The organism is Methylobacterium sp. Leaf104 (assembly GCF_001422885.1).
Lineage (GTDB): Bacteria > Pseudomonadota > Alphaproteobacteria > Rhizobiales > Beijerinckiaceae > Methylobacterium.
Map to the genome: position 1 here is coordinate 149969 of NZ_LMMZ01000039.1, position 13931 is coordinate 163899.

Consider the following 13931-nt stretch of genomic DNA (forward strand, 5'->3'; position numbering starts at 1 on the left):
CTCCAGGCAGGCTGAATGGTCACCCAAGCGCCGCGCGAACCCTGCAAATTTTCGGATAATTAATTTTTGTATCCGAGATTCACTGCGCAGCACGAGCGATCATCCGGGGCGATGATCGGTGGTTGCGACCTGAACCCGTCCGGGTTCCGACTCTGGGGCGATCGATGTTGGGTCTGAGGAACAGGGCGTCGGCCGAAACGGCCGCGAAGCTTGCGGCCCTCGACAAGTCGCAGGGCATCATCGAGTTCAACCTCGACGGAACGGTGATCACCGCCAACGCGAACTTCCTCGCCGTGATCGGCTACGGGCTCGCGGAGATCCGCGGCCAGCACCACAGCCTCTTCGTCGACCCCACCCAGCGGGACAGCGCCGCCTACGCCGCGTTCTGGGCCAAGCTGCGCCGGGGCGAGTACGAGGCCGCCCAGTACAAGCGCCTCGCCAAGGGCGGGCGCGAGATCTGGATCGAGGCCTCCTACAACCCGATCCTCGATTCGGCCGGCAAGCCCTACAAGGTGGTCAAGTTCGCCACCGACATCACGCAGCAGAAGATGCAGGACGCCGACGTCCAGGGCCAGCTCGCCGCCCTGCACAAGGCCCAGGCGGTGATCTCCTTCGCCCTCGACGGCACCGTGCTGGACGCCAACGCGAACTTCCTGGCCGCCGTCGGCTACACCCTGCCCGAGATCGTCGGCCAGCATCACCGGATGTTCGTGGAGCGGGAGGAGCGCGACAGCGCCGCCTATGCCGAGTTCTGGGCCCGGCTGCGCCAGGGCACCTACCAGGCCGCCCAGTACAAGCGCCTCGCCAAGGGCGGGCGCGAAGTCTGGATCGAGGCCTCCTACAACCCGATCCTCGATGCCGGTGGGCGCCCCTACAAGGTCGTCAAGTTCGCCACCGACATCACCGCGCAGGTGACGCTCCTCGACGACCTGCGCCGGCTGATCGCCCAGAACTTCGGCGAGATCGACGGCGCGGTGCTGCTCTCCAACACCCAGACGCGCGAGGCCGACGCCGCCGCGAGCACCACCTCGAACAACGTCCAGACCATGGCGGCCGCCTCCGAGGAACTCGCCGCCTCCGTGGCCGAGATCTCGCAGAGCATGGCGCATTCGCGGGTCGCCACCGAGGCGGCGCAGGGCCAGGTGGTCGCCGCCGCCGAGGCGACCCACAAGCTGACCCAGGCCGCCAGCGCGATGAGCGGCATCGTCGGCCTGATCCAGAGCATCGCCGGCCAGATCAACCTGCTGGCGCTCAACGCGACCATCGAATCGGCCCGGGCCGGCGAGGCGGGCCGCGGCTTCGCGGTGGTGGCGCAGGAGGTGAAGAACCTCGCCAACCAGGCGGCGCGGGCCACCGAGCAGATCACCGGCGAGATCGACAACGTGCAGGCGGTCTCGAAGCAGGTCGGCGAGTCGCTCCAGACCATCCAGACCTCGGTGGAGCAGATGCGCGACTACGCCATCAGCACGGCGGCGGCGGTCGAGGAGCAGAGCGTCGTCACCCAGGACATGTCGGGCAACATGCAGCATGCCGCGACCGCCGTCGCGGCGATCTCGCAGAACATCCAGGCGATCGGCCACTCCATCGGCCAGGTCTCGCGCGCGGTCGAGACCACGAAGGACGCCGCCCGGGTCCTCGCCCGGTAGGCGCCCGCCCGGCCGGCGCTCAGCCCTGGGCCGGCGCCCCCTTCGGCCGCGCGAGGTCCGCCAGGAGGCTCGCCGCCACCGTGGCCTTCGAGACCGTGAGCCCGGAGGCGGTCACCGCCTCCAGGGTGGCGCGGGCATGGTCGAGGGCCGCACCGCGGCTGCGGCTCCAGGCCGCCACCGCGTCGGGGCCGGGCCCCACCGTGCCGACGATCTCGGCGGTGAGCTGGCGGTGCGCCGTGGCGATGTTGGAGACGGCCCGCTCCAGGGCGATGCGGTCGTAGGTGTCGCCGGTGGCGACCTCCCGCGCGGCCGCGGCGAGTTCGGAGAGCTGGAGCGCCCGGTCCAGGGCGAAGTGGGTCGCGGCGATGTCGGGCATCGCGCCCCCGCCGGTCTCGGCGATCCGGACGATGTCGGGCGCCGAGGTCAGGGCGGTCAGGGCCGAGAGCCGCCGGGCGGGCGCCGGGGCCATGCCGAGGCCGACGAGCTCGGCCTCGCGCGCGGCGAGCTGCCGGTTCACCGCCTCCCCCATCACCTCCGGCAGGGCCGCCTGCAGGGCGCTGATGCCCTCCCGGTAGCGGGCCACGATGGGCGCGACGCTGCCCGAGAGGTCGAGGTTGCGCAGGAACCAGACGATCCGGCCGACGAGGAGGTCCTGCACCTCGGCGTAGAGGGCGATCTGCGCCTGCCCGCCGATCGCGCCGGCCAGGCCGTCGATGGCCAGGTTCAGCTCCATCAGGCCGTAGGCGTCGCGGGTGATCGCGTAGGCCTTGGCGATGGCGCTCGCATCGGCGCCGGTCTCCTCGACGAGGCGGGTGACGAGGGAGGGTCCGCCCCGGTTGACGATGATGTTCGAGAGCGCGGTGCTGATGATCTCCCGGCGCAGCCGGTGCCCGTTCACCGCGTCGGGGAATTGCTGGCGCAGGGCGGCGGGGAAGTAGCGCTGCAGCTCCCGGTCGAAATAAGGGTCGTTGGGAGCGGCGCTCGCCAGCAGCGCGTCGTAGAGCGCGAGCTTGGCGTAGGCGAGGAGCACCGCGTATTCCGGCCGCGTCAGCCCCTCCCCCTTGCGCATGCGCTCGGCGATGGCGGCATCGTCCGGCAGCAGCTCCACGCCGCGGTCGAGGCGCCCCTCCGCCTCCAGGGCCTGCATCGTCCGCATGGCGAAGCCCGTCTCGGGCAGGCCCCGGTGCTGGGCCAGCGAGAGCGCCAGGGTCTGCAGCTGGTTGTTGCGCAGCACCAGGGCGGCGACCTCGTCGGTCATCGCCACCAGGAGGGCGTTGCGGGCTTGCCCGTCGAGGCGGCCGTCGCGCTCCGGGGTCATCAGCGCGATCTTGATGTTCACCTCGACGTCGGAGGTGTTCACCCCGGCCGAATTGTCGATGGCGTCGGTGTTGAGGCGGACCCCGTTGCGGGCCGCCTCGATGCGCCCGCGCTGGGTGGCGCCGAGATTGGCGCCCTCGCCGATGACCTTGGCCCGCAGCATCGCCCCGGTGATGCGCACCGCGTCGTTGGCCCGGTCGCCGGCCTCCTCGTCGGATTCGGAGGTGGCGCGGATATAGGTGCCGATGCCGCCGAACCAGAGCAGGTCCACCGGCGCCGTGAGGATCGCCTGCATCAGCTCCGCCGGGGTCGCCGCATCCTGCGCGATGCCGAGCACGGCCTGGATCTCGGGGGAGAGCGGGATGGTCTTGAGGCTGCGGGCATAGACGCCGCCGCCGGGCGAGATCAGGCCGGTCTCGTAGTCGCGCCAGGAGGAGCGCCCCAGGTCGAACAGGCGCTTGCGCTCGGAAAAGCTCGTGGCCGCGTCGGGGTTCGGGTCGAGGAAGATGTCGCGGTGGTCGAAGGCGGCCACGAGGCGCAGCGAGCGCGACAGCAGCATGCCGTTGCCGAAGACGTCGCCGGACATGTCGCCCACGCCCGCCACCGTGATCGGGTCGCTCTGGGTGTCGATGTCCATCTCCAGGAAGTGGCGCTTCACCGCCTCCCAGGCGCCCCGGGCGGTGATGCCCATGCCCTTGTGGTCGTAGCCCTGGCTGCCGCCCGAGGCGAAGGCGTCGCCGAGCCAGTGGCCGCGCTCCGCCGAGAGGGCGTTGGCGATGTCCGAGAAGGTGGCGGTGCCCTTGTCGGCCGCCACCACGAGGTAGGCGTCGTCGGGGTCGTGCCGCACCGTGTCGGCGGGCGGTTCGATGGCGTCGCCGACGATGTTGTCGGTGAGTTCGAGCAGCGTGCGGATGAAGATCCGGTAGCTCTCGGTCCCCTCGGCCATCCAGGCCTGGCGGTCGGAGGCCGGCGGCAGGCGCTTGGGGAAGAAGCCGCCCTTGGCGCCCACCGGCACGATGACGGCGTTCTTCACCTGCTGCGCCTTGACGAGGCCGAGCACCTCGGTGCGGAAATCCTCCGGCCGGTCGGACCAGCGCAGGCCGCCGCGGGCGACGTAGCCGAAGCGCAGGTGCACGCCCTCGACGCGCGGCGCGTAGACGAAGATCTCGAAGAACGGGCGCGGCAGCGGCATGCCGCTGACCTTGGCGCAGGCGAACTTGAAGGCGATGGCCTCCCGGCGCCCGCCCCCCGGCGCGACCTGGAAGAAGTTGGTCCGCAAAGCGGCCTCGATCAGGTTGACGAAGCGGCGCAGGATGCGGTCCTCGTCGAGGCTGGTGACGGCCGCGAGGTCTGCCTCGATCCCGGCGCGGATCTCCGCCTGGGCCGCCTCGCGGTCGCCGCCGGCGGCCGGGTCGAACCGGGCCTGGAACAGGGCGACCAGGGCGCGGGCGACGCCCGGATGGGCGCTCAGGGTGGCGGCGAGGTAGTCCTGGCCGTAGCGGATGCGGAGCTGGCGCAGGTAGCGGCCGAGGCCGCGCAGGAGGGCGACCTCGCGCCAGGGCAACTCGGCCTCCAGCACGAGACGGTTGTAGCCGTCGGATTCGGCCAGCCCCGTACCCAGCGCCAGCAGGGCGTCCTCCAGCAGGGTCTCGAGCCGGCCCAGGTCGATGGCCGCGCCGGTGGCGCGCTCGAGCAGCATGTCGTGCAGCCAGACCCGGGCGGCCTCGTCGGTGCCGGGGGGCAGGATGCGGTAGGTCCGCTCGTTGACGACGCGAAACCCGAGATTCTCCAGCACCGGCACCCGCTCGGACAGGGAGAGCGACGCGCCGCGCGAGAAGACCTTGAGGCGGATCTGGGAGTCCGGGTCGGTGACGCGCCGGCCGATATCGGCCGCTCGCGGCCGCTCCGGGCTCAGGCGCTCCAGGGTCATGATGTCGGCGATGGCGACCCGCGGGGCGAAGCTCTCGCGGTAGGCCGCCGAGAAGGCCTCGCCGTAGCGGGTCGCCAGGGCGCGGGCCTCCGGACCGTCGAGGGTCTCGGCCAGGGCCGCCCGCAATTCGTCGCCCCAGGTGCGGACCAGGGCGGCGATGCCCGCCTCCAGGGCGGCCGGATCGCGCTCGGGCGCGCCGGATTCGGGCAGGCCGATGATGAAGTGGGTGCGGGCGAGCGGCCCGTCGGGGAAGTACGGGTAGGCGGCGGAGAGCCGGCCGCCATACTCGCTGGCGAGGTAGGCGCCGATCCGCGCCCGGACGGTGGAATCGTAGCGGTCCTTCGGCACGTAGACGAGGAGCGAGACGAAGCGACCGAAACGGTCGGGCCGGGACAGCACCCGCAGGCGCGGCCGGTCGGCGAGATGGGCGATGGCGAGGCTGAACCGGTAGAGCCGGTCGGCGTCGATCTGGAACAGGTCGTCGCGCGGATAGGTCTCGAGCACGTCGAGGAGGCCGCGCCCCGCATGGCTGGTCGGATCGAGACCGGCGCGCAGCGCCACCTGCGCCACCTTCTCGCGCAGGTAGGGGATCTCGCGGGTCGGCAGCGTATAGGCGCTCGGGTTCAACAGGCCGACGATGCCGACCTCCCCGGTGAGGCTGCCGTCGGCGCCGAACAGCTTGCAGGCGATGTAGTCGAGATGGGCGGCCCGGTGGACCCGGGACTTCACGCTGGCCTTGGTGATGATGAGCGCCTGCGGGCCTTCGAGGAAGGCGCGGATCTCGGGCGTCATGTCGACGAGGGCGCCGCCGCGCCTGAGCACCGCCACGGCGGGATCGCGCAGGAGCCCGAGCCCCGAGCCCTCCACCAGGGCGTGCTCTCCCCCGGACAGGCTGTGCTCGCGCAGGCCGAGCAGGGTGAAGTGCCCATCGGCGAGCCAGGCGAGGAAGGCCCGGGCCTCGGCCACCTCGGCCTCCGGCAGGGGCGGCGGCGCATGGGCGTAGCCCTCGGCCAGGCCGGCGAGGCGGGCCGTCATGGCGTCGTGGTCGTCGGTGGCCAGGGCGACGTCGCGGAAGACGCGGGCCAGGCCCTCGACCAGGCGTGTGCGGGCCTCGCCGGCATCGAGCCGGTCCAGGTGGATGTGGATGAAGCTCTCGCGAGCGAACTCGGCATGCGTGTCGGCCGTGGTCTCGCCGACCACCCGGACCAGGGCGCCGGCCCCGTCGCGCTCGACGCCGAGGATCGGGTGGGCGACGAGGTGCGGCGCCAGCCCCTGCTCCGTCAGCTCGGCCAGGGCGGAATCGAGGAGGAACGGGCGGTTGTCGTTGACGATCTCGACGATGGTCAGGTCGCGCGTGCGGCCGTCGCGCATCACGGCGCGGTCGCTCACCGACAGGTTGGCCGGGGCACCGGGGCGCCGGGGCTCGGCGAGATGCGCCCGGGCCGCCAGCGCGAGGTCGGCGAGATCCTGGGCGGTGTAGGGCGCCAGGTCCTCGGGGGGGACGCGCCCGAACAGGTCGGCGACGAAGCCGGCGGGACCGCCCTGCCCGGCGACCCGGTCGGCCGCGGCGCCGAGGAGGTCCGTGCGGGCGCCCCGGGCCTCGGGGCTGGAGAGCGCGGCATTCCGTTCCAGAGCCATGGTCATCGTGTCCTTGCGACGGGCGTCAGCGCGACCGGGCCGGGGCCGGGCGGGCCACGGCGACCGGGACGGGACGACCCTGCGGGCGGATGGCGGCGGCGTGTCGGTGGCTGGATCGCATCGCTCGGTCGCCGATCCCCGTGGCCGATCCCCTGCCTGCCCGCGACTCGCTCGCGGTGCACGCCACCTCGCGGGCACTTGAGCACCGGCGCCCGCGTCTTTCCAGGGCCGGAAGACCGAATCGGACGCGGGCGGCTACGACCGGCGCCCGATGTCAGCCTTCGGTTCGGCGCGGGACCGGAGGGCGGACGGATCGGGCCGCGTCGCGACCCGGATGGCGCGGCCCGGCACGGTCGCCGAGGCCGCACACGATGCGTTGTATTCGCATTCATGAATCACCGACAGGTCGCATAGAAAGCGGCGCCTGCACTGCATTCGCAAGCATTTATCACGGAAGATTGAAGGCCATACGGACGTTTCACGAGAATTTTTGGCGCCTGATGCTTGCACCCCGACGGCAAATACCCGCTGTAAGACTTCATCCGCCGCGGCTTCGATCGTCGCCGCCCCACCCTCGGACCAGGACCGTAGTCCTTCTTCCTCGTTGAATCGCCGCCGCGAAACACCCGAACACGGGACGCCAAGTTGCCGTGAGGTCTTCGTGGGCCCGACTCGCCGTTCGGATCGCGATCGGAGAACCCCGTTCAATACATCCTCGGCGGGCGCTTGTCCTGCGCGCCGATCCGACCGGATCCAGACCCCTTCGGGACTTCCATCCCGAGGCTCAGAAGGCCCGAATACCTGAGGTTGAAGCCAACCATGAAGGCCAGTCGTCCGAGACCATAGGATCTCGTCGATGTTTCTCGTGCCGTGTCGATACCGATGCCCGCTCGGTCTGACCTAGGACGATAAACATAAAGCGACATTTTCGATGACGTTTATCCGTACATCTTGCCTGCACCTGGACAAGCATCGACATCCGATCCCATTGGACTAAAGTACGAATAGGTCATGCGTGCCCACAGCCTGTCATGAGAGATGATCCCTTGCTTTCCGCGCGCGTCATCCGGTCCGGACTGTCGCTGTCGAGGGAGGATTCGCGCCAGCCCGTTCAGGCCTCGCACGCCCAGGTCCTCCGGCTGCTGGAGGAACTCGCGCAGATCGGGCTCTGGTCCTTCGACGTCCGATCGGGCGCCTTCACCATCTCGGACGGCATCGCGCGCCTGACGGGCCTGTCCCCGCAGACCACCCGCATGGATGCGCTGCGCGATCTCGTCCATCCCGAGGACGGCGAGGTCTTCGAGGAGGTCGCGGCCGCCCTGCGGACCGGGATTCCCGTCGATCGCGGCTTCCGCATCGTTCGCCTCGACCGCACGGTCCGCTGGGTCGAGTTCAAGGGGAACGTGGTCCTGGGACCCGATGCCTGCCCGGTGCGGGCCGACGGCATCCTCCTCGACGTCACCGGACGCCACGAGACCACGCAGGCGGTCCTGCGCAACCAGGCCCGCTACGAGGGCCTGGTCCAGGCGATCGCCGCGGTCGTCTGGCTGATGACGCCGGACGGGGTGCGCCGGCCGTCGCCGAGTTGGTGCGCGCTGACGGGCCAGACCCCGGAGGAGTGGCATGCCGGCGGCTGGGTCTCGGCGATCCATCCCGACGACCGCCAGCGCGCCGCCCAGGCCTGGGCGACGGCCTTCGGCCGCAGCGAACCCTACGAGGCCAACTACCGCCTGCGCCGGGCCGACGGAAACTACCGCTGGGTCAGCAGCCGGGCGGTCCCGGTCCGCAACCCCGACCGGTCGGTGCGGGAATGGATCGGCCTCGTCATCGACATGACGAGCACCGCCAGCGTGATGACCCAGCCCGACGATGTCGCCCTGACCGACGTCTCCGGTGCGCTGATCCGGAGCGCCCGAGCGATGCTGAACTGGTCGATCCCGGACCTCGCGGCCGCCGCCGAGGTCTCCGGCTCGAGCATCAAGCGCTTCGAGGAGAGCGGGGGCGCCGCCCTGCGGCCACGGACCCGCGCCGCCATCCGGCAGGCCCTGGAGGCCGCCGGGATCACCTTCGTCGCCCGCCTGTCCGGCGAGGTCGGCCTGGTCCACCGGCCGTCCGCCACCCGATCCGCGCCACCCGCCGGGGTGTGACGCGTCTGGAGGGTCGCCGGTCGCGCGACCTCGACGCGACCGGCGTGGTATACTAGCGCGCGCCGAGAAGCTCGACGTCGAAGATCAGGGTGGCGTTGGGCGGGATCACGCCGCCGGCGCCGCGCGGGCCGTAGCCCTGGTCGGGCGGGATGATCAGGGTGCGCTTGCCGCCGACCTTCATGGTGGCCACGCCCGTGTCCCAACCGGCGATCACCTGGCCGGCGCCCAGGGTGAAGGTGAACGGGGTGCCGCGATCCCGCGAGGAATCGAACTTCTTGCCGGGCTTGCCGCCCTCGTCGAGCCAGCCGGTGTAGTGGACGCTGACCTTCTGCCCGGCCTTCGGCTCGGGGCCGGTGCCCACGACCTCGTCACGATACTGGAGGCCCGAGGGGGTGGTGATGGTCTCGGCGGATGCGGATGCAGTCATGGCGAGGATCAAGGCTCCGGTGAGGGCATAGAGGGGACGGCGCATGGAAAGTCCTGTCTGGCATGCCGAGGCGGCGCAGTAGCACGGACTGGGGAGCACGTCACAGGCCCCATGCCGGGAACGCCCTCAGCGCCGCAGGAGGCGCCGGACCTCGTCCCGCGCCGTCTCCTCGAAGCGGGCGAGCCGGAGGCGCCGCTCCAGGCCGATCAGACCGCGCGCGCCCTCGGGCACCGCGATGATCTCCGCGACGGTGTCGCGTTCCCGATACAGGCTCTCCAGGGCGGACCCCGCCAGGGTGGCGGAATCGAGCCGGTCGGCGAAGCCCTCCGCGTGCAGCGCCCGCACGATCTCGGCCTCCAGAACGAGACCCGGCGCGAAGGCGCGAGCGGTCTCGTCGTAGGCGGTCTTCAGGAGATAGGCGGTCCCGTTCGCCACCAGGGCCAGACTGACGGCCAAGGCCGTCCCGTCCCGCATCAGCGTGTCGGTCCGGATGCCGACGGGACCGCCCTCCGCCCGGAACAGCGCCCGGGCGAAGGCCGCATGCGCCGGCCGGCAGGCCATGGCGCTGCCCGCCGCGCCCTTCCAGCCCGCAGCCTCGACCCCGAGGAAATCCTCCACCGCCCGCGCCAGGGCAGGGCCCCGCGTCGCGGTCTCCAGCCTCACGGCGCCGCTCTCGGCGAGGCGGCGCTGCCGGCGGCGCAGATCCTTGAGCCGTGAGGGATGCGGGTGCCCGGCGAGGAAAGCGCCGTGGTCGGCGCGCCGCTCCAGGACCGGGCGCTCGAACCGCGCGACCTCGCCGAGATCCCAGCCGGCCGCCTTCATCGCCGAAACCAGGTCGCGGCCCAGCGGCGCCGCGACCGAGAGGAGCGGCCAGCGCCAAGCGCGTCCGCCCGACGCAGCGGCGAGGCCCTCGACGAGTGCGGCCAGGATCGCGGGCCGGTCGGGACCTGCGGCGACCAGGGGCGCGGTCGCGGTGATGAAGGGGGATACGAACGGCAGCGCCACCGGCCGACCGACGCCGCAGATATCGTAGGACCTGCGAAACGGCAGCACCGCTTCCAGACGATCCGGCCCGTGCACGACGACCACCCGCAGGTCCGGCGCTGAAAGACCACTCGCCAGATGGGCCTGCATCGCGTGCCGGCCGAAGAACGGATGCCCGTCACCGGAGCGGGCCGAGAGGTCGTCCCAGGCCGCCGCTTCGCATCCGAGGGATGCCAGCGTGGTGATCGCGTGCGTGTAGGCCGGCGCCGCAATCCGCCGGGCGTGGCCGGCGCTCATCGGCCCGGCTTTCCGAACAGGTGGATCCGGACCGGAGTGACCAGGCCGTGGACGGCATGGGCCGCCCAGGCCATGGCGACGGCGCGCACGACGGTGGCCATCGCCATCGCCAGCGCCGCCCCGATCACGCCGAGCGCCGGGACCAGCGCGAAGCAGAGCCCACCGGCGAGGACGAGCATTCCCAGGGCGATACCGGCGGCCAAGCGCTCGCCGCCGAGCATGTTGAGCAGATCCTCGCCGGGACCGAAGGCGCTGGCGGCGATGCTGCCGGCGACGAGGACGGCGAGGATGGGCAGGCTGTCCCGGAATTCCGGCCCGAACAGGCCGAGCAGGAGGGGCGCGGCCGCCATCACTGCGATCCCGATGAGGGCGGTGGCGACCAGCGTCAGGCGCGCCTGCAGGGTGACGAGATCGGCCAGGCGCACCCGGTCGCCGGCGGCATGGGCCGCAGCGAAGCGCTGTGCGGTGGCGGCGGTGGCGGCGAAATGCACGAAGACCACGAATTGCTGGATCCGGGTCGCCGCGAAGTAGAGCCCGACCGTCGCCGGTGAGACGAGCAGGCTCAGCACGACGACGTCGATGAAGCTGGAAGCAGCACTGGCGAGATCGCTGGCGGCGATCGGAAGGCAGGCGCGAAACCAGCGTCGCCAAGCGTAGCGGCGCGGTCCTGCAGGTAGGACAGCTCGCAGGCTCCGGAGCAGCAGGGTCGCCTGGACCGCGACGGCGACGCCCGTTGCCACGAGGGTGCAGAGAACCGCGATGCGGGCTTCCGCCGGAGCCCCAAACCCTACCGCCGCGAGCATCGCGATCATGATCAGGCCCTGGCGCAGGAGGTAGGGCGGCGCGATGGCGAGTACGGCCCAGTTCTGGCCGCGGGCGACGCCCTCGCAGTAATCCTGAAGGGCGAAGAGCGGCAGGACGAGCGCCGCGACCAGGAGCGGGGCCGCAAAGGGTCCCTCCAGCAGGGACCCTTCGACCCAGATCAAGGCGAGGCCGCCGAGCGCGATGACGATGGCACTCGCCAGGGTCACGATCCCCCCGCCGACGAGATAGGCACGGACGGCGGCGAGGTCGCCACGAGCCTGATCGGCCGGCATGAAGCGGCAGGCGCCCTGCGAGAGGCCGAGGGTGGCCGAATGCCCGAGGATCGCGATCCAGACCCAGATGGCGGCGAAGATCCCGTACTCGGTGCCGCCCATGAGGCGCGCCATCAGGACCTGCCCGACATAGGCGAAGCCGGCCGCACCGATACGGATCGCGAAGACGTGGATCGCCGCTCCGGCTGCACCGGTACGCAGGCGCATCAGGCCGCTCCACAGCCCGGCGGCTCCGATCCTGTCCGTCGCTGTGTTCACCGAATGGCCCCCGCCCGATCCGGGCAGGTATAGGCTCCGCGCCGTTGCGGAGCAGTTAAGCCGATCGGTTAAGACTTTGCGCTCACGGCCCGGCGGGTGCCGGCGCGGCCTTGGCCCCGGCCGAATCCTTCGGCGGTGCCAGGGTTAGTGCGGGGCGACCGGCACTGCCCGTCGAGGCCGGGTCGGGCTGGAGAAGCGACAGCGTGATGGCTCGGGTGACATGCTCTGCCATGCAGCGCAGCCCAAGATCGTTCAGGCGAAACTGGCTGCCGAGCAGATGCCCCTCGCCCTTGTCGTTGCGGCGGGCGAGATAGCGCATGGCCTCGTAGCGCTGGACCAGCGGCACGCCCTCCCGCAGGGCGACCTCCTGCACCTTGCGCACGAGGCTCGTATAATAATCGTCCGCAGCGAGACTTGCGGTGTAGACCGGGCTCACGAGCACGACGTCGATCTCGTGTCCCTTGATCCACTGCACGGTCTCGTCGAGGGCCGTGCCGAAGGCGTCGAGATCGACCCGTGCGAGGGCGTCGTGGGAGCCGACCTGCCAGATGACGAGGTCGGGCTCCAGTTCGGCCACCATGCTGCGCAGCCTCTCGCCAGCGCCGGATGCGATCTCGCCCTGCAGACCCCGACTCTCCACAACCACGTCGACGTCCGGCAGGGACCGCTCCAGAGCCGTCTCCAGCTTCACCGGGTACGTGGCGGAGGAGCCGAGCCCCATCGTCGAGGCGCCGATGGCCAGGACGCGGACCGGGCGCTTCTCCTTGAGAGCGGCCTTGACCGCGCCGAGACGGGCCAGAGTGTAGAGCTTCGAGCCGGGCACCCGGCATTCGGGCGACAGGGTCACGTCGACGGCCTCCGCATCCGCGCCCTGGCCGGCCACCGCGACGCTGGGCGGGGAGACGACCGTCGGCGGAGGAGACCCGACCTTGGCGGGATCCTGGTGTGCCGCCGGCTCCTGCGCACAGACTCCTCCCCCGCCCAGGTGGCAGAGGAGAGCGAGGCTCAGGGTGAGGAGAGCCGCGGCTTGCGGGAGCGCCATTCGACGAACCATGCGGTGAAACCCAGTGCGAACAGGCCGAACCCTACGACGAAAACGTCCACAACGACACCGCCGCCGGTCCAGAAGCGCACAAGCTGCGCGGCCAGGCTAAGCAGTGAGCCGATGGAGAAGACCGCCAGCGAATTGCGTCCGAGGCTGGCCAGGAAGGCCGTGATCCAGCCCAGGCGCGGTGCGAGGAAGGCATAGAGGGTCTGGAAGGCGAGGAGCACGCCGAGGAAATGGATGACGCGCGCCGGCGACAGGTAGGTCTTGTCGAAGGTGAAGACGAGGCGCGGATCCGGCACGAGAAGTGGATCGGGCCGCAACTCGAGGACCGACAGGACGATGCCGGTAAGCACGATCACCACGCCCAGGGGGACGAAGCGGCGCGACCAGCGCTTCAGCCAGGACGAGGTCCGGCTGAAGTCCTGCATGGTGAAGCCGAGGACGAGGAGGAGCTGCCAGCAGAAGGGATCGAAGAACCAATCCCCCTCCCCCGGCCAGGATGGCAGGTTCCACTCGAAGACGAGGCTCGCTGCATAGAGCGAGAAGGACAGGAGCAGCGCGGCGAGGCGGCTGACCCGCCCGATCAGCACGAAGACCGGCGCGATGCCGAGGAGCACCACGTAGAGCGGCAGGATATTGAAGAAGCCGAGCTGGTGCGTCAGCAGGACGAAGCCGACCATGGTCTGGATCGGATCGGCGAAGAATCCACCGGCATTGTGCCACTCGAGGAGCAGGGGGTTGTCGAGCACCAGGGCGGTGCCGGCGATCATGCCGAGGGCGAGAGCCATCGTGGTGATCTGAGCACGGTACACCTCGATGGTGCGCGACATCAGTCGCAGCACGGTCTTCAGGCGCGGCTCCGGGCTGCCGTCGCGGTTGCGCGTGGCGATCCCGATCGACCAGCCGGCCAGGAACACGAACAGCTCGGCCGCATCCGAGATGCCGTACTGTGAATAGGTGTAGCGCTCGAAGGTGTTGCCGGGGATGTGGTTCACGAAGATCGTGACGAGGGCGAGACCCCGCCAGAAATCCACCGCGTTCGGTTCGCGCATCGGGTCTCCGCACTCCGGCAGCTCGAAAGGACAGGCGTTGGGCGCGCTGGACGTCGCGGCCGCGCTGCAAGGGCCGGTCCTGATACGGCG

The 13931-nt window shown here is 70.9% G+C and carries 8 protein-coding genes; 2 read left to right on the forward strand and 6 right to left on the reverse strand.

Annotation, left to right across the window (positions count from 1 at the left end; translation table 11 throughout):
* Nucleotides 1–164 precede the first annotated feature (164 nt).
* Entirely contained in the window at nt 165–1646 is a 1482-nt protein-coding gene (locus ASF49_RS20410) for a methyl-accepting chemotaxis protein (protein ID WP_056477456.1), read from the forward strand.
* Nucleotides 1647–1665: 19 nt separating this feature from the next.
* Here the strand turns inward: ASF49_RS20410 and ASF49_RS20415 are convergent, their stop codons facing one another.
* The gene (locus ASF49_RS20415) at nt 1666–6531 is read right to left on the reverse strand and encodes an NAD-glutamate dehydrogenase (protein ID WP_056477543.1); all 4866 of its coding nucleotides are present in this window, start codon (nt 6529–6531) and stop codon (nt 1666–1668) included.
* A gap of 1046 nt (nt 6532–7577) precedes the next feature.
* Between ASF49_RS20415 and ASF49_RS20420 the strand changes: the two genes are divergently transcribed.
* Nucleotides 7578–8678 (forward strand): PAS domain-containing protein, encoded by a 1101-nt coding sequence (locus tag ASF49_RS20420; RefSeq protein ID WP_056477458.1) that lies wholly within the window; start codon nt 7578–7580, stop codon nt 8676–8678.
* 52 nt (nt 8679–8730) lie between these two features.
* On the opposite strand, the gene ASF49_RS20425 is transcribed toward ASF49_RS20420, so the two are convergent.
* The 5 genes from ASF49_RS20425 to ASF49_RS20445 all read right to left on the reverse strand — a co-directional run bounded on the left by ASF49_RS20425 (nt 8731) and on the right by ASF49_RS20445 (nt 13841).
* The gene (locus ASF49_RS20425) at nt 8731–9150 is read right to left on the reverse strand and encodes an FKBP-type peptidyl-prolyl cis-trans isomerase (RefSeq protein ID WP_056477460.1); all 420 of its coding nucleotides are present in this window, start codon (nt 9148–9150) and stop codon (nt 8731–8733) included.
* Between the two features lie 81 nt (nt 9151–9231).
* Nucleotides 9232–10386 carry a GNAT family N-acetyltransferase gene (locus ASF49_RS20430; protein WP_056477462.1) on the reverse strand — a complete coding sequence of 385 codons (1155 nt, stop codon included), beginning with the start codon at nt 10384–10386 and terminating at the stop codon, nt 9232–9234.
* Nucleotides 10383–11690, reverse strand: coding sequence for a lipopolysaccharide biosynthesis protein (locus ASF49_RS20435; RefSeq protein WP_056477464.1), 1308 nt, complete (start codon nt 11688–11690; stop codon nt 10383–10385). Before ASF49_RS20435 ends, ASF49_RS20430 begins: the two co-directional genes overlap by 4 nt.
* Nucleotides 11691–11823: 133 nt before the next feature.
* The gene (locus ASF49_RS20440) at nt 11824–12783 is read right to left on the reverse strand and encodes an SGNH/GDSL hydrolase family protein (RefSeq protein ID WP_056477466.1); all 960 of its coding nucleotides are present in this window, start codon (nt 12781–12783) and stop codon (nt 11824–11826) included.
* A complete protein-coding gene (locus ASF49_RS20445) occupies nt 12747–13841 on the reverse strand; it encodes an OpgC family protein (RefSeq protein WP_056477468.1) in 1095 nt (364 codons plus the stop codon). The genes ASF49_RS20440 and ASF49_RS20445 overlap by 37 nt, the downstream gene beginning before the upstream one ends.
* Between the last annotated feature and the right edge of the window lie 90 nt (nt 13842–13931).